This is a genomic window from Methylobacterium brachiatum, from assembly GCF_900113845.1.
GTDB lineage: Bacteria > Pseudomonadota > Alphaproteobacteria > Rhizobiales > Beijerinckiaceae > Methylobacterium > Methylobacterium brachiatum.
The window spans coordinates 145,760-170,411 of record NZ_FOQW01000006.1 but is presented as its reverse complement, the minus strand read 5'-3'; the positions used below and the strand labels follow the sequence as shown (position 1 = coordinate 170,411).

29 protein-coding genes are annotated in these 24,652 nt (G+C 70.4%); 12 read left to right on the top strand and 17 right to left on the bottom strand.

Features of this window, described 5'->3' with window-relative positions:
• Window positions 1–12: 12 nt before the first annotated feature.
• Window positions 13–1,245, bottom strand: a complete 1,233-nt coding sequence (locus tag BMZ47_RS08940) for an ABC transporter ATP-binding protein (RefSeq protein ID WP_091860942.1) — start codon at window positions 1,243–1,245, stop codon at window positions 13–15.
• Window positions 1,245–2,141: an ABC transporter permease gene (locus BMZ47_RS08935; RefSeq protein ID WP_007567397.1), complete on the bottom strand. Its 897-nt coding sequence runs from the start codon at window positions 2,139–2,141 to the stop codon at window positions 1,245–1,247. Before BMZ47_RS08935 ends, BMZ47_RS08940 begins: the two co-directional genes overlap by 1 nt.
• Window positions 2,142–2,495: 354 nt before the next feature.
• On the opposite strand from BMZ47_RS08935, the gene BMZ47_RS08930 reads away from it, so the two are divergent.
• The 5 genes from BMZ47_RS08930 to BMZ47_RS08910 all read left to right on the top strand — a co-directional run bounded on the left by BMZ47_RS08930 (window position 2,496) and on the right by BMZ47_RS08910 (window position 8,605).
• Window positions 2,496–3,575: a glycosyltransferase family 2 protein gene (locus BMZ47_RS08930; RefSeq protein WP_091860939.1), complete on the top strand. Its 1,080-nt coding sequence runs from the start codon at window positions 2,496–2,498 to the stop codon at window positions 3,573–3,575.
• A gap of 217 nt (window positions 3,576–3,792) precedes the next feature.
• A complete protein-coding gene (gene gpmI, locus BMZ47_RS08925) occupies window positions 3,793–5,292 on the top strand; it encodes a 2,3-bisphosphoglycerate-independent phosphoglycerate mutase (RefSeq protein WP_091860936.1) in 1,500 nt (499 codons plus the stop codon).
• 152 nt (window positions 5,293–5,444) lie between these two features.
• Window positions 5,445–6,860 carry a lipopolysaccharide biosynthesis protein gene (locus BMZ47_RS08920; RefSeq protein WP_007567392.1) on the top strand — a complete coding sequence of 472 codons (1,416 nt, stop codon included), beginning with the start codon at window positions 5,445–5,447 and terminating at the stop codon, window positions 6,858–6,860.
• A gap of 10 nt (window positions 6,861–6,870) precedes the next feature.
• Window positions 6,871–8,025 (top strand): GNAT family N-acetyltransferase, encoded by a 1,155-nt coding sequence (locus BMZ47_RS08915; RefSeq protein ID WP_091860932.1) that lies wholly within the window; start codon window positions 6,871–6,873, stop codon window positions 8,023–8,025.
• A gap of 154 nt (window positions 8,026–8,179) precedes the next feature.
• Window positions 8,180–8,605 carry a GNAT family N-acetyltransferase gene (locus BMZ47_RS08910; protein ID WP_091860929.1) on the top strand — a complete coding sequence of 142 codons (426 nt, stop codon included), beginning with the start codon at window positions 8,180–8,182 and terminating at the stop codon, window positions 8,603–8,605.
• Window positions 8,606–8,647: 42 nt separating this feature from the next.
• On the opposite strand, the gene BMZ47_RS08905 is transcribed toward BMZ47_RS08910, so the two are convergent.
• The 7 genes from BMZ47_RS08905 to BMZ47_RS08875 form a co-directional block, all read right to left on the bottom strand.
• Window positions 8,648–8,989, bottom strand: coding sequence for a helix-turn-helix domain-containing protein (locus BMZ47_RS08905; RefSeq protein WP_091860926.1), 342 nt, complete (start codon window positions 8,987–8,989; stop codon window positions 8,648–8,650).
• A gap of 8 nt (window positions 8,990–8,997) precedes the next feature.
• On the bottom strand, window positions 8,998–9,279 hold the full coding sequence (locus BMZ47_RS08900) for a BrnT family toxin (RefSeq protein WP_091860923.1): 282 nt from the start codon (window positions 9,277–9,279) through the stop codon (window positions 8,998–9,000).
• Between the two features lie 147 nt (window positions 9,280–9,426).
• Window positions 9,427–9,783 carry a hypothetical protein gene (locus BMZ47_RS08895; protein WP_091860920.1) on the bottom strand — a complete coding sequence of 119 codons (357 nt, stop codon included), beginning with the start codon at window positions 9,781–9,783 and terminating at the stop codon, window positions 9,427–9,429.
• Window positions 9,784–9,791: 8 nt separating this feature from the next.
• Entirely contained in the window at window positions 9,792–10,019 is a 228-nt protein-coding gene (locus BMZ47_RS08890) for a hypothetical protein (protein ID WP_007567380.1), read from the bottom strand.
• A 317-nt stretch (window positions 10,020–10,336) separates the two neighbouring features.
• Window positions 10,337–11,770 carry a protein adenylyltransferase SelO gene (locus BMZ47_RS08885; protein WP_091860917.1) on the bottom strand — a complete coding sequence of 478 codons (1,434 nt, stop codon included), beginning with the start codon at window positions 11,768–11,770 and terminating at the stop codon, window positions 10,337–10,339.
• A 52-nt stretch (window positions 11,771–11,822) separates the two neighbouring features.
• Window positions 11,823–12,302, bottom strand: coding sequence for a tRNA (cytidine(34)-2'-O)-methyltransferase (locus BMZ47_RS08880; protein WP_091860914.1), 480 nt, complete (start codon window positions 12,300–12,302; stop codon window positions 11,823–11,825).
• Between the two features lie 60 nt (window positions 12,303–12,362).
• Window positions 12,363–12,989: a LysE family translocator gene (locus tag BMZ47_RS08875; RefSeq protein ID WP_091860911.1), complete on the bottom strand. Its 627-nt coding sequence runs from the start codon at window positions 12,987–12,989 to the stop codon at window positions 12,363–12,365.
• A gap of 202 nt (window positions 12,990–13,191) precedes the next feature.
• On the opposite strand from BMZ47_RS08875, the gene BMZ47_RS08870 reads away from it, so the two are divergent.
• The 3 genes from BMZ47_RS08870 to BMZ47_RS08860 all read left to right on the top strand — a co-directional run bounded on the left by BMZ47_RS08870 (window position 13,192) and on the right by BMZ47_RS08860 (window position 15,417).
• Window positions 13,192–14,151 carry a LysR family transcriptional regulator gene (locus tag BMZ47_RS08870; RefSeq protein WP_244536769.1) on the top strand — a complete coding sequence of 320 codons (960 nt, stop codon included), beginning with the start codon at window positions 13,192–13,194 and terminating at the stop codon, window positions 14,149–14,151.
• Window positions 14,152–14,233: 82 nt separating this feature from the next.
• Window positions 14,234–14,737 (top strand): PRC-barrel domain-containing protein, encoded by a 504-nt coding sequence (locus tag BMZ47_RS08865; RefSeq protein WP_091860905.1) that lies wholly within the window; start codon window positions 14,234–14,236, stop codon window positions 14,735–14,737.
• A gap of 98 nt (window positions 14,738–14,835) precedes the next feature.
• Window positions 14,836–15,417, top strand: coding sequence for an SCO family protein (locus tag BMZ47_RS08860; protein WP_050732028.1), 582 nt, complete (start codon window positions 14,836–14,838; stop codon window positions 15,415–15,417).
• A gap of 19 nt (window positions 15,418–15,436) precedes the next feature.
• Here BMZ47_RS08860 and BMZ47_RS08855 read toward each other — a convergent pair whose 3' ends face one another.
• From BMZ47_RS08855 to BMZ47_RS08840, 4 genes are all read right to left on the bottom strand, one after another.
• Window positions 15,437–16,075 carry a PilZ domain-containing protein gene (locus BMZ47_RS08855; protein ID WP_091860902.1) on the bottom strand — a complete coding sequence of 213 codons (639 nt, stop codon included), beginning with the start codon at window positions 16,073–16,075 and terminating at the stop codon, window positions 15,437–15,439.
• 230 nt (window positions 16,076–16,305) lie between these two features.
• Entirely contained in the window at window positions 16,306–16,905 is a 600-nt protein-coding gene (locus tag BMZ47_RS08850; RefSeq protein WP_091860898.1) for a PAS domain-containing protein, read from the bottom strand.
• Between the two features lie 159 nt (window positions 16,906–17,064).
• Window positions 17,065–17,424 carry an HVO_A0114 family putative DNA-binding protein gene (locus BMZ47_RS08845; protein ID WP_091860895.1) on the bottom strand — a complete coding sequence of 120 codons (360 nt, stop codon included), beginning with the start codon at window positions 17,422–17,424 and terminating at the stop codon, window positions 17,065–17,067.
• Window positions 17,421–17,750 (bottom strand): toxin-antitoxin system TumE family protein, encoded by a 330-nt coding sequence (locus BMZ47_RS08840; RefSeq protein ID WP_244536768.1) that lies wholly within the window; start codon window positions 17,748–17,750, stop codon window positions 17,421–17,423. The genes BMZ47_RS08845 and BMZ47_RS08840 overlap by 4 nt, the downstream gene beginning before the upstream one ends.
• Before the next feature lie 172 nt (window positions 17,751–17,922).
• On the opposite strand from BMZ47_RS08840, the gene BMZ47_RS08835 reads away from it, so the two are divergent.
• Both BMZ47_RS08835 and BMZ47_RS08830 read left to right on the top strand, forming a co-directional pair.
• Window positions 17,923–18,744 (top strand): rhomboid family intramembrane serine protease, encoded by an 822-nt coding sequence (locus BMZ47_RS08835; protein ID WP_091860892.1) that lies wholly within the window; start codon window positions 17,923–17,925, stop codon window positions 18,742–18,744.
• Window positions 18,745–18,873: 129 nt separating this feature from the next.
• On the top strand, window positions 18,874–19,305 hold the full coding sequence (locus tag BMZ47_RS08830; RefSeq protein WP_007567361.1) for a CBS domain-containing protein: 432 nt from the start codon (window positions 18,874–18,876) through the stop codon (window positions 19,303–19,305).
• A gap of 48 nt (window positions 19,306–19,353) precedes the next feature.
• On the opposite strand, the gene BMZ47_RS08825 is transcribed toward BMZ47_RS08830, so the two are convergent.
• The 4 genes from BMZ47_RS08825 to folE form a co-directional block, all read right to left on the bottom strand.
• Entirely contained in the window at window positions 19,354–20,925 is a 1,572-nt protein-coding gene (locus BMZ47_RS08825) for an alkaline phosphatase D family protein (RefSeq protein WP_091860889.1), read from the bottom strand.
• A 143-nt stretch (window positions 20,926–21,068) separates the two neighbouring features.
• Complete coding sequence (locus tag BMZ47_RS08820) at window positions 21,069–22,052, bottom strand: patatin-like phospholipase family protein (RefSeq protein WP_091860886.1); 984 nt, start codon at window positions 22,050–22,052, stop codon at window positions 21,069–21,071.
• Window positions 22,049–22,471 carry a phosphoribosyl-AMP cyclohydrolase gene (hisI, locus tag BMZ47_RS08815; protein WP_007567355.1) on the bottom strand — a complete coding sequence of 141 codons (423 nt, stop codon included), beginning with the start codon at window positions 22,469–22,471 and terminating at the stop codon, window positions 22,049–22,051. The genes BMZ47_RS08820 and hisI overlap by 4 nt, the downstream gene beginning before the upstream one ends.
• A 106-nt stretch (window positions 22,472–22,577) precedes the next feature.
• Window positions 22,578–23,354 carry a GTP cyclohydrolase I FolE gene (folE, locus tag BMZ47_RS08810; protein WP_483129549.1) on the bottom strand — a complete coding sequence of 259 codons (777 nt, stop codon included), beginning with the start codon at window positions 23,352–23,354 and terminating at the stop codon, window positions 22,578–22,580.
• 310 nt (window positions 23,355–23,664) lie between these two features.
• Here folE and BMZ47_RS08805 point away from each other — a divergent pair, with 310 nt between their 5' ends.
• Together BMZ47_RS08805 and yidD are read left to right on the top strand one after the other, a co-directional pair.
• A complete protein-coding gene (locus BMZ47_RS08805) occupies window positions 23,665–24,111 on the top strand; it encodes an iron-sulfur cluster assembly scaffold protein (protein ID WP_091861346.1) in 447 nt (148 codons plus the stop codon).
• Window positions 24,112–24,117: 6 nt separating this feature from the next.
• Window positions 24,118–24,480 (top strand): membrane protein insertion efficiency factor YidD, encoded by a 363-nt coding sequence (gene yidD / locus BMZ47_RS08800; protein ID WP_007567349.1) that lies wholly within the window; start codon window positions 24,118–24,120, stop codon window positions 24,478–24,480.
• Window positions 24,481–24,652: the final 172 nt, after the last annotated feature.

Sequence of the window (24,652 nt, the reverse complement as noted above, 5' to 3'; positions counted from 1 at the left end):
GCTCTCCGGGCTTCAGCGATGCGGGGCGGGATCCGCCGTCCAGGTGCCGGGCATGTGGAACACGCCGAACACGTCGGGGGCGAAGACCGGGTGCTCGATGTGGAAGCGGGCCCCGATCCGCGCGGCGAGAAGGCGCTCGAAACCCCGCTGCCGGACCACCACCGAGACCGTGTAGGTGTCGGCGTTCAAGGTCAGCGGCGGCGTCAGCAGCTCGATCGTGCCTTCCCCGGACAGGGTCTGCAGCTTGGCGCGGTCCGTCATCGTGCTGAAATTGCAGCAGAGCAGCTCGTCCGACCGGGTGACCGAGAACAGGACATGCGGGTCGGCGATCGGCTCCGAGGCGGTGTAGCGCGCCGTGATCCGCATCCGCTCGCCGTGCCGGAACAGCGTCTTCGGCGCCCCGGATTCGTCGGCGACCGTCACCTCCCGGATCTCCACCGGATGGTGGCCGCCCTCCGGCTTGAACCACGGCGCGTCGGCCAGGTAGCTGTCCCGCTCGTAGTGGTGCAGGCCCTCGTCGGTGGGGCCGTCGAAGGCGACGCGGCCGTTCTTGATGTAGATGACCCGCTCGCACATGGTCTTCACGCTGAACATGTTGTGCGAGACGAGCAGGATCGTCGAGCCCTTGGTCTGCAGGCGCCGGGCGAAGTCGATGCACTTCTTCTGGAAGGTGTAGTCGCCGACCGCCAGGACCTCGTCGAGGAGCAGGATGTCGGGCTCGAGATGCGCGGCGACCGAGAAGGCCAGCCGGACATACATGCCGCTGGAATAGCGCTTCACCGGCATGTCGATGAAGTCGCCGATCTCCGAGAACTCGACGATCGCGTCGAACTTCTCGGCGATCTCCTGGCGGTGCATGCCCAGGATCGAGCCGTAGAGGAAGATGTTCTCGCGGCCGGTGAGCTCCCGGTGGAAGCCGGTGCCGACTTCGAGCAGGGCGCCGACCCGGCCGACCAGCCTGATGCTGCCGGTGGTCGGCGCGGCGATCCGCGAGATCAGCTTGAGCAGGGTGCTCTTGCCGGCCCCGTTCATCCCGATGATGCCGACATTCTCGCCGTGCCTGATGCCGAAGCTGACATCCTTGAGGGCCCAGAAGCCCTCCCTGGACGGGCGCGCCGCGGACCGGCGCGTCACCAAGCCCCGCGCGCCCGCGATGAGCGCCTCGCGCAGGGAGTTCTCGTGCGTGGCCCGCGGGGCGCGCCAGTATTGCTTGCCGATATCCTGTACGCTGATCGCCATCGACATCAGATTATATCCGCGAAGGAGCGCTCCATGCGCTGAAAGAAGATCAGTCCGGTGAAGAGCAGCACGGATGCGGCCGTGACCGAGACGGCGAGCGCGAACAGGTCTGGGGCGGTTCCGCCGAGGATCGCGAACCGGAACGCCTCGATCAGCCCGACCATGGGGTTCAGCGCGTAGACCCAGCGCACCGAGTCCGGGACGATGCTCGCCGCGTAGACGATGGGCGAGGCGTACATCCAGATCTGGATGAGGAACGGCAGCGTGTGCTTGACGTCCCGGAAGCGGACGTTGACCGGCCCGAGCCAGAGGCTCACCCCGAGCGCCAGCATCGCCGTAACCGCGAGCGTCGGGATCGCGAAGACGATGTGCCAGCCCGGCACCACCCCGTACCAGAGCATCAGCGCCAGCAGCACCACCAGGGCGATGGCGAAATCGACCATCGGCGACACCACGGTGGCGAGCGGGATCACCAGGCGCGGGAAGTAGATCTTGCGGATGAGCTCGGCCTCGGTGACGAGGCCGGTGGCGCTCCGGCGCACCGACTCGGCGAAGTAGGTCCACAGGATGATGGCGCTTCCGGCAAACAGCGCGTAGGGCGCCCCGTCGGTGGGGATCTTGGCGAAGTGGCCGAAGATGACGGTGAAGATCGCCACCGTGAACAGCGGCTGGGCGATGGCCCAGCAGGCGCCCAGGGCGGTCTGGCGATAGAGCACCTTCAGGTCGCGCAGGATCAGGACCCAGAGCAACCCGCGATACTGCCAGACGCTCGCGGCATCGAAGGCGACGAGCTTATGATCCGGACGGATCTCGGTGACCGGCATCGCGGCCGGTTCCGATGTCGGCCCGGCAAGCCCGTGTTTCGGCGCATCGAGCGCGAGCGCGTCCAAAGAGTCCATCATTCCAGGCGATCCCGCACGACGATCGGTGCTTGCGGGATCCGCGCGGCGCTCGGCTGCCGGGGCGGCGATCCCACTGAGCCGAGCTATCATCGCGGCCGGCCGGGACGAATTACACCTTTCGTCGTATCGAGGCTGCCGACTGAAGAGGTGGTTGTGGTTAACCACCGTATTGGCTGCTTATGACGACAGAAAAGACCCCGGGCGTGGGACGTCGCCTCTGTCGAGACCGGCTCGGCCGGCCCGGGCCATGGCGTCGGGCGTGCGAGCCGTCTTGGCCGAGGTTGGGCGCTGCCTCCGGAACGGGGCCACCGCGGGTCCGGCGAAAGATCGGGCCCCGGTCTCAGGAGAACCGCCATGAACGATGCTTCGGACGATGGTTCGGACGGCGCCGGCATCCCGCTCGTGACGATCGCCATGCCGGCCTTGAACGAGGCCCGCCACATCGCCGAGGCGATCCGCTCGGTGATGCCGGTATCCGGCACGCTCCCCTGCGAGTTGCTGGTGATGGATGGCGGCAGCAGCGACGAGACCTGCGCGATCGTCCGGGCGCTGAGCGCCGCGGACCCGCGGATCCAGCTGATCCACAACGCCCGGCGCATCCAGGCCTCGGGCCTCAACCTGGCGGCGCGGCTCGCGGATTCCCGCTCCACCTATCTCGTGCGTGCCGATTGCCACGCCGCCTATCCCGAGCACTGGGTGCGGGACCTGGTGCGGACCATCCGCCTGCGCGAGGCGGTCTCGGTGGTGGTGCCCCTGCGGACGATCGGGGTGACGCCCCTGCAGCGGGCGATCGCGGCCGCCCAGAACAGCCGGCTCGGCAATGGCGGCTCGGCGCACCGCCTGGGCGGGATCTCGGGCTACGTCTCCCACGGCCACCACGCCATCTTCGACCGGCGCGAGTTCCTGCGGGTCGGCGGCTACGACGAGAGCTTCTCCCACAACGAGGATGCCGAGCTCGACCGCCGGTTATGCGCCGCCGGCGGCCGGATCTATCTCGCGGCCGATCTCGCCGTGACCTATTTCCCCCGCGCGACCCTGTTCAGCCTGACGCGGCAATACTTCCTGTACGGTCGCGGCTGCGCCCGGACCCTAGAGAAGCATGCCAGCCTGCCGCGGCTGCGCCAGATGCTGCCGCCCCTGGTCCTGCTCTACGGCGTCGCCGCCCTGGCCCTCGTCACGGTCGCGCCGGCGCTGCTGATCCTGCTCGCGGTCTACGCGGGCGGCTGCGGGCTGAGCGGCCTCGCGCTGGCGCTCAAGGCGCGGGAGCCGATGCTGGTCATGAGCGGCCCGGCGGCGATCGCGATGCACCTGGCCTGGGCCGCCGGGTTCCTGTCGCATCGGGGCTATCGCCGGACGCTGCTCCGGACTGCGCTACGCAGGAAGCCGCCCCTGCTCGGCGTCCCGCCCGGATCGGACCCGGCGAGCGTCAATTGACGGGGTTTCCCGCGCGCAGACCCCGCGAATCCGGTGTCAGAAGCCGGACGCCGTCCCGCATCCGTCGCGGATTTCTATCCAGGGCTGTAGTCTCGCACGGTCAAGCCGATTATCGACACGCGCAACGTTTCCGGACCCCGTGAGTCCCGGACCCCGCATCGTGCCGTGACGGCTTTGGAGTGTTGTGACCGTGCCCGACAGGACCCCGCGCCCCGTGATGCTCGTGATCCTCGATGGCTGGGGACTCCGGGATACGGTCGCCGACAACGCCGTGCTCCAGGCGCGCACCCCCGTCTTCGACGCCCTGATGCGCGAGCGTCCCCGGGCGCGCCTGATGACCTACGGCGCCGATGTCGGCTTGCCCGAGGGGCAGATGGGCAATTCCGAGGTCGGGCACCTGAATATCGGCGCCGGCCGGGTGGTCATGCAGGACCTGCCGCGGATCGACGCCGCCGTCGCGGACGGCTCGCTCGCCACCAACCCGGCGCTGGTCCGGTTCATCGACCGGCTGCGGGCGAGCGGCGGCACCTGCCATCTCGTCGGCCTGCTCTCGCCCGGGGGCGTCCACGCCCACCAGGACCACGCGGTGGCGCTGGCCCGGGTTCTGGTCGAGGCCGGCGTGCCGGTCCGCCTCCACGCCTTCACGGACGGGCGCGACATGCCGCCCCGTTCCGCCGCCGCCTGCTTCGAGACCGTGGAGGCCGCGCTCCCCGAGGGCGCGCGCATCGCCACCCTGTGCGGCCGCTACTACGCGATGGACCGCGACCGGCGCTGGGAGCGGGTCTCGATCGCCTACGACGCGATGACCGCGGCGCGCGGCGCCCGGTTTGCGAGCGCCATGGAGGCGATCGCCGCTTCCTACGTTGTCGACCTGTCGGACGAGTTCCTGCGCCCCGCCATCATCGGCGACTATGCCGGCATGGAGGACGGCGACGGCGTGCTGAGCTTCAACTTCCGCGCCGACCGGACCCGGCAGATCCTCGAAGCCCTGCTCGACCCGGCCTTCACGGGTTTCGCGCGCGCGCGGACGGTCCGGTTCGCCGCCGCCCTCGGGATCGTCCAGTACAGCGTCGAGATCGACGCCTTCGCCGACACCCTGTTCGGCCCCCTCGACCTGCCGAACGGCCTCGGCGAGACCGTCTCCCGGGCCGGGCGCACCCAGCTGCGCATGGCCGAGACCGAGAAATACCCCCACGTCACCTACTTCATGAACGGCGGCCGCGAGGCGCCGTTCGAGGGCCAGGACGCGATCCTGATTCCGTCGCCGAAGGTCGCGACCTACGACCTGCAGCCGGAGATGTCGGCCGCGGAGCTGACCGACCGGGCCGTGGAGGCGATCGGCTCCGGCCGCTACGACATGATCCTCCTGAACTTCGCCAATCCCGACATGGTCGGCCATACCGGCAGCCTCGCCGCGGCCGTGAAGGCGGTGGAGACCGTCGATACCTGCCTCGGCCGGGTGGTCGACGCGATCACTGCGAGCGGTGGGGCGCTGCTCGTCACCGCCGACCACGGCAATTGCGAGATGATGCGCGACCCGGAGACCGGCGAGCCGCACACCGCCCACACGCTCAACCCGGTGCCGGTGACGCTCGTCGGCGTCGACGGCGTGACGCTCTCCGACGGCCGCCTGGCCGATGTCGCGCCGACCCTCCTCGACCTGATGGGCCTCGACCAGCCCGCCGAGATGACCGGGCGGTCGCTGATCCGGCGCTGAGTAAGCCGCCGAGGCAGCGCCTGCCGGCGTGCGGGTTCGAAGCAACGTCGTCTTAAAGTATCGTTCAGGTATCCGGAACGATGCTCTAACGCTTGCGCGCCATAAGGGGTATCGCCGGACCGGCGACCCTTATGGCGCGTGATGCGTAGGACATGATTGCCCGGCACAGCCTGATCTATGTCGGCTCGCGCGGCTTCGCCGCCGCCCTGAACATGGCCTCCGTGGCGGTGTTCACCCGGCTCGCGCCGGTGGAGAATTACGGCACCTACCTGTACGTCCTGTCCTGGGCGCTGGTGCTCTACGGGGCGACCTGCCAGTGGCCGAAATTCGCGTTCTTCGCCCTCTACGACGAGGCCCGCGAGCCGGCGCAGGTCGGCACCGTGGTGCGGATCCTGGGCGGCACGCTGCTGCTCGCCGGCCTCGGCAGCGCGTTCGCGGCCGGGCTCGGGCTCGTCCCCGCCCCTATGGCGGCGGCGATCCTGGCGCTCGCCTTCGGCACGACCCTGTTCGAGGGCTCCACCGAGATCGCTCGCACGCGCCTCAAGGCCGGGGCGGTAGCGGCCTCGGTGATGAGCCGGGCCGTGCTGATCCTCGGCTTGGGCAGCCTGGCGCTGCACCTGTCGACCGATCCGCTGCACCTCGCCTTTGCCGTGGCCGCCGCGAACGCCCTGGCGGCGCTGCCGGCCGCGATCACCATCGCCCCGATGATGCCCGGCCGCGGCAGCCGGGCCGAGGCGCTGCGCCTGTTCGCCTATGGCTGGCCGCTGGTCCTCTCGTTCGGGACGGCGGCCCTCGCCCAGAGCCTCGACCGGCTGATCATCGCCAAGACGGTGGGGCCCGCGGGGCTCGGCGCCTACGGGGCGCTGGCCGACTTCCTGAAGCAGAGCTTCATCGTGTTCGGTGAGGCGATCGCCCTGTCGCTGATCTCCATCGCCAAGCGCGAGGCGCGGGTGGGCGGCATCGCGGCCGCCTCCGGGGTTCTGAGCGACGCCGCCCGGGCCATGACCCTGATCGCCGCCTTCGGGGCGGTGTTCTTCCTCTGCTTCGACGACCTCGTGGTCGCGGTGCTGCTCGGGCCGGATTACCGGGCGGAGGCGCGGGCGCTCGCCCCGGTCCTGATCCTGGCCAGCATCCTGATGATGTTCCGGGCCTATTATTTCGGGCAGGTGATCTACTTCACCCGCACCAGCCGGCTCGAGGCGGCGGCGGCCTTCGCCACCCTGGCGGTGGTGGCAATCCTGTCCCTGCTGCTGATCCCGAGATTCGGCGCTTCCGGGGCGGCGCTCGCCTTCGCGGGCGGGCAGGCGGCGGCCTGCCTGGTGCTGGTGCTCGGCGCCTACCGGGCCGGCACCCCGATGCCGCTGCCGCTCGCCGACATGGCGGGGATTGCGGGCGCCGCCCTGGTCTGCGGCGCGGTCATCGCCGGGATCGGCCTGGTCCCGGGGGGGCTGATGCCGCCGGGTCAGGCCCTGCGGCTGGTCCTGCTGGTCGTCGGGGCGGGGGCGACCGCCTGGCACTTCGACGTGCTCGGCTTTGCCGGCGCGATCCGCCACCGGCTCGCGGCCTGACGGGCGCGCCATGCCGGACACCGCGACGCTTCCCGGCGGCCTCGTCGCCGCGGTTCGGCCCCTCGATCCCGCCGCCGACTGGATCCCGGCCTGGCGGGCGCTCGGCGCGGAGGCCCATATCCGCAACCCGTTCTACGAGGCCGGCTACGCGCTGGCGGCCCGAAGATCCTTCGGCGCCGGTATCCGTCTCCTGATCGTCGCCGACCGTCTGCCCGAGGCGCCGGGCGCGCGGTTCCTGGCCGCCTGGCCGTTCCGGGTGTCGTGGCGCCGCTGGGGCGTACCGCTTCCGGTGCTGATGGGCTGGACCCACGGCTACGGCCCCTTCGGCGCCCCGCTCTTCGACGCCGCCGACCCGGAGGCCGCCCTCGCGGGATTGCTCGCCGCGCCCCGGGCGCTCGGCCTGCCGCCGCGGCTTTTCCTGCCGAACGCGCCCGCGGATGGTCCGCTCGTCGACCTGCTGGCCGCGCGCGGGGTGCGGCAGGCGGCCTACTGGCCGCATGAACGCGGTCTGCTCGACGTCACCGGCCGGTCGATGCCGGCGCGGGCGACGTATCTCGACCACCTCTCCGGCAAGCGCCGGCGCAAGCTGCGCCTCGCCCGGCAGCGGCTGGAGGCCGCGGGCCCCGTCGCGCTCGAGATCCTGGACGCCCCCGCGGCGCTCGACCGCGCCCTGGACGACCACGTCGCCCTGGAGGCGGCGGGCTGGAAGGGCCGGGCCGGCACCGGCCTTGGGCAGCGGCCCGGCGAGGTCGCGTTCCTGCGCGCCACCCTGGCCGATCTCGGGGCCGAGGGGCGCGTACGCGTCGCCCGGCTGCGCCGGGACGACCGGATCCTCGCTTCCGCGATCCTGCCGCTCACCGGCCCCGAGGCCTGGGTGCTCAAGATCGCCCACGACGAGGCCGACCCGGAGGCCGCCCCCGGGGTGCAGCTCGTCCACCGCCTGACCGAGGCGGTCCTGGCCGGGGAGGACATCGACCGGATCGACTCCTGCGCCCCGCCGGACTTCGCCCTCGGCTCGACCTTCTGGACGGAGCGGCGCCCGATCGCCCACCTCCTGGTCGAGGCCGGGCGCGACCCGCTGTTCCCCCTGGCCCGAACCCTGGAGCGCGCCCGCGAGCGTGTGGCCCGGGCCCGCCTCACCAGCCGAAGCGGGCGATCTGCGTGAGCCGTTCCGCAGCCGCGGGTCATCGTGTGAGGAATAAGGGCTATCTTCTCGCTCGCCTGAAGCGGCAAATCTCGACCCGAAACCCTTCCGATCCTATCGGTGAGAGCAACACTCCGCGCGTCGGTGTTCGAATTTTTCACCTCGGACGCTTACAATGACTGCAATCACCATCACGATTAGCACAGAAGCCGACGCGGCGGCCAAGATCGTCGAAGATGGGCTGAATGCGTTCAATGCGTTGCACAACGGTCCCGATCCGACGAAACCGGTGTGGTTCATCTGTCGCGACGATCAAGGAACTGTGCTGGGCGGGCTCCAAGGCTTTATCCAGTGGGATTGGTTCGCAATCGCGATGCTGTGGGTGAGGGAAGAACATCGCGGCCGAGGCATCGGAACCCGGCTATTGACCGAGGCCGAACAGGAGGCCCGCAAACGCGGATGTATCAAGTTCCGACTCGGCACGATGACGTTTCAGGCGCCGGAATTCTATAAGAGATTTGGGTATGTCGAGATTGGTCGGATGGACGATTTGCCGCCGGGCCATTCCTATATCTGGATGACGAAAATCTTGCCCGCGTAGACGCGCGATCCCGGCGGCCTGCTTCGCCTCGCTGCCGCAATGCTATCGGGACAGCCTCTTCGCCGGTGCCGCGACCGGCGAGCCGAGAGCGCGCAAAACAGCTTCCGGTTCCCGGGCTACTGCGTTCAGCAACGAGCGGGCCGCGGGGTCGGGTAGCTTCCTGTTCTGCTCCCAGTTCCGCAGGGTCGCTACCGGGATCTGCAGGGCGCGGGCGAACGCCTCCTGCGTCAGGCCCAGCCGCGTGCGCACCTCGGCCGGCGCGAGGACGGGACGCGCCGGCCCGGACGGCATATCGGCGAATCCGTCCTGGGCCTTGTAGCCGCGGATATCTTCGTCGGTGGTGGCCGCGAGCTTCTCGACATCGAGATCCACCTCTCCGGCCATGAGATCCTCTAGGCTCCTGCGTGCCATCGTTGCTGTTCCCATTTCTCGGACGGCCAAGCGGCGATGATCCAGCGGTAGGGTCCCGTTGCGTCCTCGCGGTCCGTGTAGACGACCGTCCAGTATCGGCGTTCAACCCGGCCGACTGCGACCATGCGGATCTCACCGTAATCGTCGCGGTCATCCTCCCACTCGACGGTTCGGCCTGCGAAGATCCGGCTCGGAACGCGGAAGCCGTGGCCGCGCTCGGCGCGGACCTCCGCTTCCTTCGCATCCGACCAGTCGAAATCCATGCGCTAATGTACGCCTTGGGCGTAGCTGCTGCAATGCGATCACGCACCCGTCTCTCGGGGCAAGCCCCGCGCCCGCCGTTGAACGCGGCGCGTCCGGACTGTGGTTGGGGCGGGTGCGTCGGCCGCTTCTGACAGCCCGAGCGCGCCTCACCAGCCAAAGCGGGCGATCTGCGTGAGTCGGGCCTGCACTGCCGCCTCGTCGCGGCCGATGCGGGCGATCCGCTCGGACAGGGCGTAGCAGGTCGCGCAGAACGGCAGCTGGATCAGCGCTATGCCCTCGCCCCGAGCCCGATTGACCGAGGCGATCAGGCAGGGGACGACCGGCTCGTCCGCGGGCGTTCCGAGGCAGTCGGCCCGCGGGCTGCCGAAGACCGGGCGGTTCGGCCAGGTCAGCTGGAGCGTCGTGCCGCCGCGCCGGTCGGGGGCCGGCGCCAGGGTGTAGCTGCGCAGGAACAGCACGCCGGTGAGCAGGACGAGCCCGGGCAGGATCAGGGCGGCGCGCATCGGCCGGTTCAATCGGCCGAGTCGAAGCGGCTGCGAAAGAACACCTCGCGGCCGGCGCCGTCGATCACCCGCACGGCCTGGGCCGGCTCGCCGGAGCGCTGGGGGACCCGGGCCCGAGCGAACAGGCGCAGGGCCCGCTCCTGGGCGGTCTCCAGGCTGCCGACGCGCACGGAGATCCGCGTCTGGACCTCGTCCGCCTCGGGACCGAGGACTTCGATGTGGAAGGTCTCGCGCAACGGCACCTGCCTGAATTCGAGAACGCCCGCCGCCGGACCAGCCCCGGTTCGGCGTTGGCGCGGGGCTGGGGGCCCTGTCGGAGACGACCTTGGAGCCAAGTCCAATTGCAACGCGGTCCAGGGCGGCTCTAAGAGGGGCGCCCCCGACATAGGGGAGATTGTTCGAGGAGTCCCGTGGACCCGCTCAAGGCCGCCGCCGCGACTGCCGTCTGCCTCGTCCTGTTCTGGCTGGCCTTCCGGCTGACCCGCCGCCTCGTCGATATGGCCATCGCGGGGGGCTACGCCGAGGAGCGCCGACGGCTGGCGGACGAGGAGGCTCAGGCCGCTGCCGCGGGCGACGTGCCGCAGGCCTCGGCCATCTGCGCCACCGCGGCGAGCTTGGCGGCGAACAGCGACCAATCGTCGGCCTCCGCGATCGGCGCCCAGAGCGCCTCGACCTCCTCGATCAGCATCGTGCAGGGCGCGCCCGCGAAATAGGGATGGTCGAGCCGCGCCCCCGGGGCCGGGGCCAGCGCGTCGAGCGCCGCCCGCACCGGCGCGAAGGCCTCCGACCGGTAATGGTGGGCGCTCGGGCCGGCCTCCGCACGCCCGGCGCTCGCCGGGCCGCCGTACCAGTCGAAGAAGAACTGCTCGAACGGCGCGCGGGTCTCGGCCAGGAACTGCCAGACCGCCGAGACCAGCCGGTCGGTCTCGGGTCGCGACGCCTCCGCCAAGCCCAGCCGGCCGAACAGGGCCTTCGCGAAGGCCTCCTGCAGGGCGGGGCCGAAACCTGACAGGGCGCCCTCGAGCCGCGCCTGCGGGGCCAGCGTCAGGAGGCAGTCGGCCAGCCGGGCGAGGTTCCAGAACAGCGCCTCCGGCTGGCGGCCGAAGCTGTAGAGGCCGGTCTCGTCGAAATAGGCGGCGGTGAAGTCCGGGTCGTAATGCGGCAGGAACCGCCAGGGGCCGTAATCGAAGCTCTCGCCGGTGACGTTGATGTTGTCGGTGTTGAGCACCCCGTGGACGAAGCCCGCCGCCGCCCATTGCGCGCCGAGACGGGCGACCCGGGCGACCACATCCTCCAGGAAGGCGACGCCCCGGTCCTCCAGGCTGTCGCGCCAGAGCTCGGGCCGGTGGGTCGCGATCGTGTGGTCGAGCAGCCGGGCGATGTTGTCGGGCTCGCCGAGCGCCCGGAAGCGCTGGAAGGTGCCGATCCGGATATGCCCGTGGGAGAGCCGCACCAGCACGCTGGAGCGGGCTGGCGAAGGCTCGTCGCCGCGCACGAGATCCTCGCCGGTCTCGATCAGGCTGAAGCTCTTCGAGGTGTCGACGCCCTGCGCTTCCAGCAGCGCCGAGGCCAGAACCTCGCGCACGCCGCCCTTGAGGGTGAGCCGTCCGTCGGCGCCGCGCGACCACGGCGTCGTGCCGCTGCCCTTGGTGCCGAGATCGAGCAGCCGCCCGTCCTTGAGGTCGTGCACCTGCGCGAACAGGAAGCCGCGACCGTCGCCGAGTTCGGGATTGTACGAGCGGAACTGGTGGCCGTGGTAGCGCAGCGCCAGCGGCGTCTCGAAGCTGCCGGGCAGCGGCTCGAACCGGCCGAAATGGCCGATCCAGTCCGCCTCCGAGAGGCCGGCGAGGCCGACGCGCGCGGCCCAGGCCTGGTTGCGGTAGCGCAGGGTCGTCGCGGGGAAGCGCGCGGCCGCCACGGGATCGTAGAAGGCCGGGCCAAGATCGGCGTGGCGCCGGGAGGGCCTGTAGGGGGCGGGTTCGGTCATGCGGCGCGTCTCCCGGGCTGGCGGCGCGGGTGCTGCCGGCGGCCCGCCCCTATCAAGCCGGCTTGCCGCGATCCGGTTCGAACCCGCCGGTCTGCCGCAGGGCCTCGCCGGCGATCATCGCGGCCGCGACCGCGACGTTGAGCGAGCGCAGGCCCGCCCGGATCGGCACCACCACCCGCGCATCGGCGGCCGCGTGGACGGCGTCGGGCACGCCGGCCGATTCACGACCGACCATGACGCAATCGTCCGGGCGGAAGGCGAAATCCGTGTGGGGCCGGGCGCCCGCCGTGGTGGCGAGCACCAGCCGCAGGCCGGCCTCGGCCCGCCAGGCCTCGAAGGCCGAGAACGAGCGGTGCCGGGTGATCGCCACGTGGTCGAGGTAATCGAGGCCCGAGCGGCGCAGGTGCCGGTCCGAGACGTCGAAGCCCGCGGGCTCGACGATCTCGACCGCCAGCCCGAGGCAGGCGGCCATCCGCAGCATGGTGCCGGTGTTCTGTGGGATGTCGGGTTGGTAGAGGACGAGGCGCAGCATGGGGCCAGGCTTGTGATCGGCCGGCGCCCCGCCGTCAAAGCGGCGCGCTCCCGGCCCGGGCTACAGCATGCCGCCCGGCTGGTTGACGTACAGAAGCATCGTCCCGAACAGCGTGAGGACGACGCCGATCGCCCGGTTGAACAGGATCTGGCGGCGCAGGACGAAAGCGCGGACGCCCGGCTTGGAGAGGTACGACGAGACCAGGGCGAACCACGCCAGGTGGGACAGCGAGATGAACAATCCCCAGGCGATCTGCTGCCGCAACGGCGCGTCCGGGCCCAGCGCCTGGCTGTAGATGCTGATCACGAAGATGGATGTCTTCGGATTGAGTCCGTTGGTCAGCAGGCCGGTGACGACGCCGCGCGCGCTGAAGGTGGCGGGCGGTCCGGCGGCATCCGGCTCGGCCGCCCGGCGGCGCAGGACCATCGAGACGCCCATGTAGATCAGATAGGCGGCGCCCAGGATCCTGATGAGGCCGAAGGCGTTGGGGAGCGTGCGCTCGATCAGGGCGATCCCGAGGATCGCGTAGGCGACGTGAAACCAGCACGCGATCGCGATCCCGGTGCTGACCGCGAGGCCCGCCTGACGGCCGTACAGGCAGCTGTTGCGCGACACCATGGCGAAATCGGCGCCGGGGCTCAGCACGGCCAGCCAGACGACGGGGACGATCAGAGCGGCCTGCTCCATCGCGGACTCCTCAAGGATCGCGGGCCCGGCCGCGCATCGTCGCCGACGCGGATGGCTGGGGTCTCGCGGTTGCCGGACCGGGACCGGATGTCCTGCGGTCGCTGCGGTCGGCTCATGGAAGCACGGGCGCCGGAGTGAAAAAATCGAGTTGCTCTCACCGGGAAGCGTGAGGAAAACTCACCGTATGGATGCCCCGGACCCCATGCGCGCGCGCCTGCCGCAACTCGGCGCATTGCGGGTGTTCGAATCGGCCGCCCGCCACGGGAGCCTGACCCGGGCCGCGGAGGAGCTTCACGTCACCCACGGCGCCGTCAGCAAGCAGATCAAGAACCTCGAGGCGGATCTCGGCGCGGCGCTGTTCGTCCGCAGAAACCGGGGCGTGTTCCTGACGGAGCGGGGACGCGTGCTGGCCGCCCGGCTGCGGGGCATCTTCGGCGACCTGGAGGATGCGCTCGCCGACTTCCGCGCCGGGGAGCCCCGGCAACCGCTGATCGTGTCCTGCGAGCCGACCCTGTGCCTGAAATTCCTGATCCCGAGCCTCGGCGCGTTCCTGCAGGATACCGGGATCGAGGTGCGCGTGCTGGCGGCCGGGGGACGCATCGATTTCCGGCGGGACCATGTCGATCTCGCCATCCGCCGGAACGACTTCGCGATCGACGGCACGCTGCATGCCCGGGTGATCTGCGACGAGGCGATGGGACCGGTCTGCAGCCCGGAGGCCCTGTCGAGAATCGAGGCGGATCCGGGCCGGTTCCACCTGCCAGCCCTCCATACCCGCAGCCGGCCCGATGCCTGGGCGGCCTGGACGCGCCTGAACCGTCCGGCGATCGCCTGCACCGCGGATATGACCTACGAACATTTCTACCTGGCGATCGAGGCGGCTCTGGCCGGGCAGGGCGTCGCCCTGGCCTCGATCCACATGGTCGGGCGCGATCTGGCGGCCGGGCGCCTGTGCGGCCCCTGCGGGTTCCGGCCGGACGGCACGCAATACGTCGCCCTCTCGGCCCATCCGATCGACCGGGACGAGCGGGCGAGCCGCTTCGTGGCGTGGCTCTCGGCACGCATGAACGCGACGCTCGCGATGGTGATGCCGCCGAACGCCGAGTCCCAGGTCGCGGACGCGCAGCCGGCAAAGGGGCACGCAATCGGCGCGACGCGATGAAAATCGGCGGAACTTACGCTGCGCCAAAGGCTTAAGGCGGCGCCACCTTCGTTTGCGATCCCTGTCCGAAAGTCCTGACCCGATGCGCACTCCGTTCCTCGCCTCGGCCCTTCTGCTGGCCGGCCTCGCAACCGCCGCGGCGCAGAGTGCCAGCCCGACCCCGAATGCCGGCGCGCCGGCGACGCCGGTCCCCGGTCAGCCGGCCACCATGGCCGACAACCTGCGCCCGACCTTCGTGGCCCAGACCCCCGACGACATGGTCGCCAGCAAGCTGATCGGGGCCAACGTCACCAACGCGGCCAACGACACGATCGGGCAGATCGCCGACTTCGTCCTCGACCAGAAGGGCAGCGTGAAGGCCTGGATCATCGGCGTTGGCGGCTTCCTGGGGATCGGCTCGAAGTACGTGGCCGTCGACCCGTCGGTGATGAAGCTCGACCGGACCGACGACAAGACGCTCCAGGCCCGCATCGACACGACCAAGGATCAGCTGAAGGCCGCGCCGGAATACATCTATCTCGGCAAGGAACCGCCGAAGGGCGCCGCGGCCGCCCCGCCCGCCGGAGAGCCCGCCGCCAAGCCCTGACGTTCAAGCCCTGACATCAGGTCCCAGGCGAGCCGGCTTGCCTTCGCGCGCCGTTCCGTGCTGTGCCAGCCGCAGCACGGAGGTCGGAGTCCGAAGAGATGCGCCGCGCCCTGATCCCGCTCCTCGCCTTCTGCCTCGGCCTCGTCGGCCTGACCGGGGCGGCGGTGTTCGCCTTCATGCCGGACCGGGCGCCGGTGGGCGTTCCCGGTGTCGGCGGCCCGTTCACGCTGATCGATCAGAACGGCCGCACCGTCACCGAGCGGGATTTCACCGGTGCGCCGCACCTCGTGTTCTTCGGCTTCACCCATTGCCCGGACGTGTGCCCGACGACGCTGCAGCAGGTCTCGGACGTGCTCGCCGCCCTCGGGCCGAAGGCCGAGCGCATGCGCGTCGCCTTCGTCACCGTCGACCCGGAGCGCGACGACCCGGCGAGCCTGAAGACCTACTTGTCGAGCTTCGATCCCCGCATCACCGGGCTCACCGGCAGCCCCGAGCAGGTGGTCGCCACCGAGAAGGCGTATCGCGCCTATGCCCGCAAGGTGCCCGGCAAGGATGGCGATTACACGATGGAGCACACCGCGATCGTCTACGTGATGGACGCGCAGAACCGCTTCCTCGGCGCGCTCGACCTCTCGCGCCCGGCCGAGGAGACCGCGGCTCAGCTCGCGAAGAAGATCTGAGACGCCCGGGGGGAAGACCCTACAGCGTCATCCCGGCATGGAAGCGGTCGGGGGAGAGCGGCAGCAGGAACTGAACGCCGAAGCCGCCCTCGAAGTAGCGCACCAGCCGCCCGGGGGTGCTGCCCACCGTCACGGCCGCCCCGAGGGGCAGCGTCGCCGAGCTGGCGATGGCCACGCCCGACATCGAGATGTCGATCAGCCGGGCCTGGATCTCCCGCCCGCTCTCGACCCGCAGGGTCACCGCCATATGGGTCGGCACGAGACGCTCGTGGGAGCGGCCCTCGGGCAGGCCCAGGATCTCCCGGTTGGCGAGCCAGGTCAGCTGCGAGGCGATCTTGTCCCGCTTGCGCGGCGTCGCGTTGAGCTGGACGGCGAAGCCGCCCGCGCTGTGACGCGCGATGACGCCCTCGATCCGGCCGATATGCTCCAGGTAGAGCACCACGCGCTCGCCGATCTCGCCCACCACCGCGCAGGTCAGCCGGACGCCGCCCGGCGACATGTCCTCGGTCTGGCACGGATATTCCCGGCGGTCGGCCAGCATGTAGCGGCCGAGCACGGCGACCCGCACGCGCTGGTGGCGGCGTTGGTCGGCGGCGTCGCGCCCACGGCTGACCCCGCGGCCCGCTTCCGTTCCAGCGGTGGCCTCGACCGCGATCATACCGGGATGGGCTCCTCGCCGCGATAATCGTCATCGCAGGCTAGACCCGGACTGTTACGAAAGCCTTTTTCCCGCTTCGGCAATATCCGCCGCGGGACGGATTTTTCTGTCGTGCGCGACCATTGGATCAGGGCTGACCTGTCCATGTCGATTCTTATGCCGATCGCCTGCGATATCCGTTCGTAAAAACCCGTGCCGGACGTCCTGAATTCAGGTTTCGGCTCGCGGTGTCAGGCCCGCCCGCCGGCATGCACGAGAAGATGGCCCCGGCGCACCGGACCGGGAAAGCCGGCCGGCCCCCTGAGGGCCGATCGCGCCGGCGGAGCGGCCTCCATCCTGCGGCCGGGCAGGATGCGCAAGGAGGTGGTCTCCGCCTCCACCAGGGGGCGCAGGCCGATCCAATGGGGCGTGCTGTCGAGGCTCAGGGTCCCGAGCGCCCGGACCTGCATGCGCCCGCGATGGCGCAGCGGTAGCAGCAGCAGCTCGAGGTCCACCGCCTCGCCGGCCGTGTTCAGGCCGCGCAGGCCCGCCACCACGCCCAGGGTGTCGCTGGCGACGATGTCGACGATGCGCCAGGGATCGGGCGCCTCCGACCCCCACAGGCTGGCGAAGGTCTCGCCCTTCAGCTCGCGGCCGTAGAGGGCGCAGACCCGCGTGCCGGCGAGCCGGACCGTGGCCGAGCGCGTGGCCATGTCGAGTTCCAGGATCAGGCTGTCGGCCAGCAGATGCCGGATCTCGCCCGGCTCGATCTCGGAGCGCTCGGGCGCGGCGCGCTCGCCGCGCAGGCGCTCCCAATAGGCATGGAGCATGCGGCTCGTGGGATGTTTCATCGGAGTCCCGAATCGATACGCCTGGTGTCCGTCCCCGGATCAACCTGGCACATCCGCGTGGGACGGGCCGGCGATCCGGGGCGATCTGAGGCTCCCGGCGCATACGCCGTGCCGGCCGACGCGGGACGGTTCTGGGACGCGAGCCCGGCGCAGGACGGTCTACGCGGCCGGCTTCAGGCTGATCACGGTGCGGATTTCATCGTAGGCGGCGCGCACGCCGCCCTCGGTTCGCTCGAGCAGGCCGGCGACCGTCAGGATCTCCACGTCCTCGTGGACCCGCTTGTAATCCCTGCCGAGTGCCCGCCCGAGTTCGGCGACGGACGCCGCAGGATGCTGGTAGACGTGGCGCAGCAGTTCCAGGCGCTTGCCGCTCAGAACCTTGGCCAGGCCATCCCACGTCTCGAACGTGATGTGTCGCTCACGCGGGGCAGCACCGGCCTCGGCGCGGCGGATCGCTTCGAGAAAGCGGGCCTTCGTAGCCGCAGGGTCGTGCCCGACATGCAGGAGGACATCCGTCATCTCCGTCTCCTCATCCGTGCCACATCCGTCAGGAAGTCGTCGATGAGTTCTTCCCAGCCTCGAAAGTGATAGGGCTCCTCAACGCCTTCGCGGTGGCGATGATCGCCTTTCCCGCGCTCGTTGTCGTAGCCTATGAGGCGTTGTCCGGGAAAACCGTAGAACAACCGATACTTGAAGCCGTGTTCGGTCGGCGGAACAGGCGTCGGCACCTGCCAGACGACGATTTCCTGGATCGCGCCGTCATCGAAGATCACTTTGTCGGCAATGACGAGAACGGCAGTCACGCCGAAAGAATGCCAGAAGGCCATTATGGCGTCAAACGCCATAATGTCACGGTGTGCGTCGGCTTCGGATCGCGTATCTGCGTCCGATGCCGGCAATCCGATGTCCGCCTATGGACGTCCGCGATGACCCGACCACAGCCGAACGTCACCTGAAAAGGCTTCAATACGTCGCCGGGACTTGCCCGACCCCCTAGAGCCCCGACATGGTGCCGGGATGGATGCCTCCCCCGAATTCCCGCGCCAGAGCCGCGTGCCCGTGTTCAACATGCCGGGGGTGGTGACGCTCTCGATCGGATTGCTGATGGCGATCCAGGCCTTGCGCGAGTTCGTGCTGCCGGACACCGTCGACATCCGGGTCGTCCTCGACCTCGCCCTGGTGCCCGCCCGCTGGACGGTATGGTTCGATCCCGGGAAGGCCGCCGACGTGATCCAGGCGGCGGCCGGCGCCGGCGACCCGGACATGGAGGCCGCCCGCGAGGCGTTCGCCCGCTACATCACCTCCGAGCACGCGCTGCAGCCCTGGACCCTGGGCACCTACGCCCTGCTGCACGGCTCCTGGATGCACGTGATCTTCAACAGCGTGTGGCTCGCCGCCTTCGGGTCGCCCGTGGCCCGGCGCTGCGGCGCCTGGCGCTATGGCCTGATCGCGCTGGCCGGCACGGTGGCTGGCGGCCTGCTGCACGTGATGGTCGATCCCTTGAGCGCCGGGCCGCTGGTGGGCGCCTCGGCGGGGATCTCGGCCCTGATGGCGGCGGCCGCCCGTTTCGTGTTCCAGCCCCCCGCCTCCGGCTATACCGGGCAGCCCTGGCAATTGCCGCCGCACCGGCCGGCCGAGACGATCCCCGAACTCCTGCGCAACCGGACCGCGGTGGCCTTCCTGGCGATCTGGCTCGTGACCAACCTGCTGTTCGGGCTCGTGAGCGTGCCGCTCGTGGGCGAGAACGCCGCCATCGCGTGGGACGCGCATCTCGGCGGCTTCATCGCGGGCTTTCTGCTGTTCCCGTTTCTGGACCGGCGCGAAACCGCCCGGATCTGAGCACCTTGCCAACGCGGCGGTTCGGTCACACACTCGCCATAATGTGAACGAGCCGGGGTCAACCCGGACGACAGCGTAACGAAGGCGCCGCGGCTGACGGCGCACGCACCGCGTCACAGGGAGAGAGCCATGACCGTCGCACGCATCCTCGCCGAGAAGGGCAGCTCCGTCGTCACCGTGAGCCCCGACAAGACCCTCGAGGAGGTGATCCAGATCCTGGCCGAGAAGCGGATCGGTGCCCTCGTGGTCGCGCATGCCGATGGGTCGGTGGCCGGCATCATCTCCGAGCGCGACATCATGCGGGCGCTCGCGCGCCACGGGGGCGCGACCTTCGACGCGCCGGTCTCGGACCACATGACCGCCGACGTCACCACCTGCGGCAAGAGCACCACGATCGAGGAGGTGATGGGCCTCATGACCGAGGGGCGCTTCCGCCACGTCCCGGTCTGCGAGAACGGCCGTCTCGCTGGCCTGATCTCGATCGGCGACGTGGTCGCGCGCCGCATCGCCACCGTCGAGGCGGAGCACCAGGCCCTGCGCGACTACATCACCACGGCCTAGGGGGATTCGCCGGCCGGAGGCGAAGGTCCGGCCGGCGCGCCGCGTCCCTCAGGCCTTCGCGGGGTCGAGGGTGACGTGCCAGAGATCGGTGTCGGCCGCGTCCTTGAGGGTGACGGTCATCTGCTCGGTGGTGCCGTCCACCGCGACATGGCCGAAGAACTGATAGCCGGCGGCCGGCGACAGGTTCACCTGGCCCTTCTCGGGGGCCTTCACGTAGCGCAACTGCGGGCCGAACGTGTTGTCGAGGGCGTTGGGCCCGAAGGTGCCGGCGTGGAGCGGCCCGGAGACGAACTCCCAGAACGGGTCAAAATCCTGGAACTGCGCCTTGTTGGGGTCGTAGTAATGCGCGGCCGTGTAGTGCACGTCCGCGGTCAGCCACACCGTGTTGCGGATCTTGGACTGCTTGATGAAGCGCAGCAGGTCCGCGATCTCCAGCTCGCGCCCGAGCGGCGGTCCGTCGCCCTGCGCCACCGCCTCCGAGCCGAAATCGCGGTCGACGTCGTAGGTCACCACGAGGCCGAGCGGCATGTCGGCGGCGATCACCTTCCAGGTGGCGCGCGACTCGGTGAGCGCCCGCTTCAGCCAGGCGATCTGCTGCGGCCCGAGGAAATACGCGTCGGGACCGTATTCCTTCTGCAGGTTCTCGCCGTTCGGGCCCCGGTAGGAGCGCATGTCGAGCATGAACACGTCGACCAGGGGGCCGTAGGCGATCTTGCGGTAGACCCGACCGGGCTCGGCCGGCTCGAAGCGCATCGGCATGTATTCGTGGAACGCCCGGGCCGCGCGCAGCTGCAGCGCGAGCACGTTCGGGTCGGCGTATTTCTTCTTCAGGTGCTCGGCCCGGGTGAGCGGCTCGCCCGGCCACCAGTTGTTGGTGACCTCGTGGTCGTCCCACTGGGCCAGGATCGGCACCGCGGCGTTCATCGCCAGCACGTTCCGGTCCGTGAGGTTGTACTTGTGGCGCCCGCGGAACTCGGCGAGCGACTCGGCGGGCTTCGACACCTCCTCGGTGACGCGGTTGCGCCAGAGGCTGCCATCCGGGAGCTTCACCTCGGACTGGATCGGCCCGTCGGCGTAGATCGTGTCGCCGGAATGGATGAAGAAGTCCGGCCGGTTCTTGAGGATCGCCGAGTAGATCGTCATGCCGCCGCGGGCCTCGTCGATGCCCCAGCCCTGGCCGACCGTGTCGCCCGACCAGCAGAACGAGACCGAGCGCTTGTCCGCCGGCGCTGTGCGGAACCGGCCGACTTGCGCGGGGCCGACGATGGTCGGCGCGGCGACGTCCTGGAGCCGGACCCGGTAGAACACGTCCTGACCCGGCGGCAGCCCGGTCAGCGCCACCTTGACGGTGCCGTCGCTCTCGGGCAGCGCGTCGGCGAAGACCCCGCCGCGGATCTCGGCGAAGCTCTCGGTGGTTGCCCACTCGATGATCGCCCGGGCCGGCCGGTCGGAGCGGGCCCAGACCACGGCGGAATCGGTGCCGACATCGCCGGATTGGAGGCCGTGGCTGAGGAGCGGCCGGTCGGCGGCCCGGCTCAGGCCGGGACGGGCCAGGCCGGTCGCCATCCCGACGAGGCTGGCCCCCCCGGAGAGAAGGATCTGGCGGCGGCTCGAATACATTGGAAGCCCTCTAGGTCGATGAGGGCCCATCGCAACCGGCTGCGACAACCGCGTGACGATCCTGGCGCGAAACCGGCCGACCGTGCGCTCGATCGGGCGCCGTCTTTTTCCGAGGCCCGGCAATTGCTTAGCCGGATGGGTCCCTAGGCCCGCGCGGCCGCGCCGTTCACGACGGCGCGGATCCGGGGCAGGGCCGCCCGGGCCGCCCGGTAACCGATCGCGATCCCCTCGTCGGCCTTATGGAAGTCGAACAGGCCGAAACCGGCGACATCCGGCCCGATCGCCACGTCCGGCGGATCGCGCTCCAGCCGCGCCCGGGAGATCCGGTCCTGGGTGATGTTGAAGGCGCCGAGCACCACCCGGGCGATGCCCGGCACCGGGATCTCCGGCTCCTGGGGCTCGAAGCCGGGCAGGCGCGCGCGGATCAGCTGCAGGAAGCTGCGCCGCGGAGCCGGGGTCGGCACCTCGTGCACCACCGGGCCGCCGGTATCGCCGTTGAGGTTCACGCAGATCACGAGGTCGGCCCCGAGCGTGCGGGCGAGCGCCACCGGCACCGGGTTGACCAGCGTCCCGTCCATCAGCACCCGCCCCTCATGGGTCACGGGCGGGAACAGGCCGGGGATCGCGTAGGAGGCGCGCACCGCCTCGACCGTCGGGCCCTCGGTCAGGCTCACCTCCAGGCCGCTGCCGAACTCCGTCGCGACGCAGCCGAAGCGGATCGGCAGGGTCTCGATTCGGCGCGTGCCGAGATCGGCGAACAGCCGCCGGCGCAGGCGGTTGCCGGCGATCAGCCCGGAACCGGGAAAGCGCGGGTCGATCAGCCGGACCACCCGGCGCCGTGTCAGCTCCCGGGCGAAGGATTCCAGGCGGTCGAGGCGGCCGGCGGCGTAGCAGGCGCCGACCACGGCGCCGATCGAGCAGCCTGCCACCACGGTGGGATGGATGCCCCCTTCCTCGAGGGCGCGGATCACCCCGATATGGGCCCAGCCCCGGGCCGAGCCGCCGCCCAGCGCCAGCCCGATGCGGGGGCCGGCGCTGGGCGGGGGACGGATCGGCTCGACGGTGCCGGGAAGGAAATGGGGGACGGCCGGACACTCTTGCCACTGCAAGGCAAGGGACGAGCTCATGTCCCGGCCGCCTCCAGGGCGACGGCGCCATCCGGCCCGCGGACGACCCGGCGATAGAAGCAGGCGCGGCGGCCGGTGTGGCAGCAGCCGCCGTCGCCGCCGACCTCGACGCGGATCAGCAGCGCGTCCTGGTCGCAATCGACCCGCATCTCGACGACGCGCTGGATCTGCCCGCTGGTCGCGCCCTTGTGCCAGAGCTCCTGCCGGGACCGCGACCAGTACCAGGCCTCGCCGGTGGCGATGGTCCGGGCCAGCGATTCGGCGTTCATGTAGGCGAGCATCAGCACCCGCCCGTCATGGGCGTCGACCGCGATGCAGGTGACCAGGCCGTCCCGGTCGAAGCGCGGGGTGAAGGTCGTGCCTTCCTCGACCTCGGCCCGGGTGCCGGGGGGATCGAAAGCGATGTCGCTTGCGGTCATGGCGGCAGAAGCGAGTCCGGTAAAGCTGCGTCGAGGCTATTGCGTGTAGGCTGATCGATGAAGACCGCGTGACGGTGGCCGCCCGATCGGGCGATCCGGCCCGCGGTTACTTGGTCCCGCCGCGCACCAGCGTGAGAAAGCGCACCTGCTCGCTGGCGTCGTCCTTGAACACGCCGCGGAACTGGCTGGTGATGGTCGAGACGCCGGCCTTCTGCACGCCGCGCATCGCCATGCAGAGATGCTCGGCCTCGACCATCACGGCGACGCCGCGGGGCTTGAGGATGCTCTCGATCACGTCGGCGATCTGGGCGGTCATCGTCTCCTGCGTCTGGAGGCGGCGCGCGAAGGTGTCGACCACGCGGGCGAGCTTCGAGAGCCCGACGACGCCGCGGGTCGGGTAATAGGCGATATGGGCGAGCCCCATGAACGGCACCATGTGGTGCTCGCAATGGGAGTAGAACGGGATGTCGCGCACCAGCACGATGTCCGAATAGCCCTCGACCTCCTCGAAGACCCGGGCCAGCAGGGCCTCGGCGTCCATCTCGTAGCCGCCGAACAGCTGCCCGAAAGCCTTGGTGACCCGGGCCGGCGTGTCGCGCAGGCCCTCGCGGTTCGGGTCGTCGCCGGCCCAGCGCAGGAGCGTGCGCACGGCGGCCTCGGCCTCGGCGCGGCTCGGCCGGCCGGTCTCGATGCCGTCGGGCACGCGGGTGGCGGAGGCGGGCTCGGGCGCGATCTCGACCGGAGCGGGGCGGCCGTCATCGACCGGGCGGTTGTCGTTGCGCATACCCGTCAGACTCTGTCCCAGATCTCGCCCATCGAGGCCGCCACGGTCCAGACCGTTTCCCTCACCCCGGTAGGACAGTGATTTAAGCGCGGCATCCATGGCATCTCCGGCCCGCGCCACACGGGACTTCATCGTGGTGCTATCAGGCTTGGCATACATCGTCGGATCGCGTCGGGCTGAGAGGGAGATCCCGGGCTCGAAACAGCTTCGAGCCGGCGCCCCGGTTGGACTTGAGCCGTGGGAACTACCTTGGCCGTGGGCGCGACCCTGGTCGACGAGCCGCCTCCTCGCGAAGCGACCGCATGCGGCCTATATCATTGTTCGCGCGGCAACACGCAATGCACGCGTCGCGCGGCAGAATCCCGATGGGCAAAAGCCCGATCGGATGACGCACCCGGCCGAGGCCCCGATGCTCGACGACATCTATAACCGCCGTATCCTCGAACTGGCCGCCGATATCCCGCGGCTGGGACGCCTGGAACGGCCGGACGCCAGCGCCACCGCGCATTCCCGCCTGTGCGGCTCGACGGTGACGGTCGACCTCGTCCTGGGCGAGGACGGCCGCGTGGCCGATTTCGCCCAGGAGGTCCGGGCTTGCGCCCTGGGCCAGGCCTCCTCGTCGCTGATGGGCCGCCACGTGGTCGGCGCCAGCGCGGAGGAGTTGCGCAATGTCCGCGAATCCATGCGGGCGATGCTGAAGGAGAACGGCCCAGCCCCCGGGGGGGCCTGGGCGGATCTCGCGGTCCTGGAGCCGGTGCGGGATTTCAAGGCGCGGCACGCCTCGACCCTGCTGACCTTCGACGCGGTGGTCGACGCCCTCGACCAGATCGCCGCCAAGCGTCAGGCGGCCGCGTAGAGCCCGATGGTCCGCCGCGCCGCGCATTGGGCGATTCGCACCTACCAGCTCACCCTGTCGGGCCTGATCGGCCGCCAGTGCCGGCACTGGCCGAGCTGCTCCGAATATACCGACCAGGCGATCGCCCGGCACGGGGTCTGGCCGGGGGCCTGGATGGGCTTCTCGCGGATCTGCCGCTGCGGCCCGTTCGGTACGCACGGTATCGATCTCGTGCCCGACCGCCTTCCGGATGGGGCCGCCTGGTATCGCCCATGGGCCTATGCCCGCTGGCGCGGCGTCGAGGCCCCGCCATCGCCCTTCCTGTGCGAGTCGGTCCGCGCGGAGGAAGCGCCGGCCGAGCGCCGCCCGGTTGGGGGCAGCGCCGGGTGACGAACCGGAAGACCGATCGTCCAAAAATACGACGTCTTCGACGGGCGCCGGCATCCGGATCGAGGCCGGTTCAGGCGGCCGACGACCGAGGGCTTGCCCGCCGCTGCCTCCGCAATCCGAAGGCGCCGTCCGATCGAACGATGCCTGGCAACCGATCCCGCCCTCTCCGGTT

Coding starts and splice junctions, on each gene's coding strand:
- BMZ47_RS08830 (WP_007567361.1), top strand. CDS start 18,874: ATGACCGTCGCACGCATCCTCGCCGAGAAGGGCAGCTCCGTCGTCACC.
- BMZ47_RS08845 (WP_091860895.1), bottom strand. CDS start 17,424: ATGACGGATGTCCTCCTGCATGTCGGGCACGACCCTGCGGCTACGAAG.
- folE (WP_483129549.1), bottom strand. CDS start 23,354: ATGGATGCCGCGCTTAAATCACTGTCCTACCGGGGTGAGGGAAACGGT.
- BMZ47_RS08865 (WP_091860905.1), top strand. CDS start 14,234: ATGCGCACTCCGTTCCTCGCCTCGGCCCTTCTGCTGGCCGGCCTCGCA.
- BMZ47_RS08805 (WP_091861346.1), top strand. CDS start 23,665: ATGCTCGACGACATCTATAACCGCCGTATCCTCGAACTGGCCGCCGAT.
- BMZ47_RS08940 (WP_091860942.1), bottom strand. CDS start 1,245: ATGTCGATGGCGATCAGCGTACAGGATATCGGCAAGCAATACTGGCGC.
- BMZ47_RS08935 (WP_007567397.1), bottom strand. CDS start 2,141: ATGATGGACTCTTTGGACGCGCTCGCGCTCGATGCGCCGAAACACGGG.
- BMZ47_RS08880 (WP_091860914.1), bottom strand. CDS start 12,302: ATGCTGCGCCTCGTCCTCTACCAACCCGACATCCCACAGAACACCGGC.
- BMZ47_RS08895 (WP_091860920.1), bottom strand. CDS start 9,783: ATGCGCGCCGCCCTGATCCTGCCCGGGCTCGTCCTGCTCACCGGCGTG.
- BMZ47_RS08835 (WP_091860892.1), top strand. CDS start 17,923: ATGGATGCCTCCCCCGAATTCCCGCGCCAGAGCCGCGTGCCCGTGTTC.
- BMZ47_RS08850 (WP_091860898.1), bottom strand. CDS start 16,905: ATGAAACATCCCACGAGCCGCATGCTCCATGCCTATTGGGAGCGCCTG.
- BMZ47_RS08885 (WP_091860917.1), bottom strand. CDS start 11,770: ATGACCGAACCCGCCCCCTACAGGCCCTCCCGGCGCCACGCCGATCTT.
- hisI (WP_007567355.1), bottom strand. CDS start 22,471: ATGACCGCAAGCGACATCGCTTTCGATCCCCCCGGCACCCGGGCCGAG.
- BMZ47_RS08930 (WP_091860939.1), top strand. CDS start 2,496: ATGAACGATGCTTCGGACGATGGTTCGGACGGCGCCGGCATCCCGCTC.
- BMZ47_RS08875 (WP_091860911.1), bottom strand. CDS start 12,989: ATGGAGCAGGCCGCTCTGATCGTCCCCGTCGTCTGGCTGGCCGTGCTG.
- BMZ47_RS08915 (WP_091860932.1), top strand. CDS start 6,871: ATGCCGGACACCGCGACGCTTCCCGGCGGCCTCGTCGCCGCGGTTCGG.
- BMZ47_RS08910 (WP_091860929.1), top strand. CDS start 8,180: ATGACTGCAATCACCATCACGATTAGCACAGAAGCCGACGCGGCGGCC.
- BMZ47_RS08825 (WP_091860889.1), bottom strand. CDS start 20,925: ATGTATTCGAGCCGCCGCCAGATCCTTCTCTCCGGGGGGGCCAGCCTC.
- BMZ47_RS08905 (WP_091860926.1), bottom strand. CDS start 8,989: ATGGCCGGAGAGGTGGATCTCGATGTCGAGAAGCTCGCGGCCACCACC.
- BMZ47_RS08920 (WP_007567392.1), top strand. CDS start 5,445: ATGATTGCCCGGCACAGCCTGATCTATGTCGGCTCGCGCGGCTTCGCC.
- BMZ47_RS08870 (WP_244536769.1), top strand. CDS start 13,192: ATGCGCGCGCGCCTGCCGCAACTCGGCGCATTGCGGGTGTTCGAATCG.
- gpmI (WP_091860936.1), top strand. CDS start 3,793: ATGCTCGTGATCCTCGATGGCTGGGGACTCCGGGATACGGTCGCCGAC.
- BMZ47_RS08820 (WP_091860886.1), bottom strand. CDS start 22,052: ATGAGCTCGTCCCTTGCCTTGCAGTGGCAAGAGTGTCCGGCCGTCCCC.
- BMZ47_RS08855 (WP_091860902.1), bottom strand. CDS start 16,075: ATGATCGCGGTCGAGGCCACCGCTGGAACGGAAGCGGGCCGCGGGGTC.
- BMZ47_RS08900 (WP_091860923.1), bottom strand. CDS start 9,279: ATGGATTTCGACTGGTCGGATGCGAAGGAAGCGGAGGTCCGCGCCGAG.
- BMZ47_RS08860 (WP_050732028.1), top strand. CDS start 14,836: ATGCGCCGCGCCCTGATCCCGCTCCTCGCCTTCTGCCTCGGCCTCGTC.
- yidD (WP_007567349.1), top strand. CDS start 24,118: ATGGTCCGCCGCGCCGCGCATTGGGCGATTCGCACCTACCAGCTCACC.
- BMZ47_RS08840 (WP_244536768.1), bottom strand. CDS start 17,750: ATGGCGTTTGACGCCATAATGGCCTTCTGGCATTCTTTCGGCGTGACT.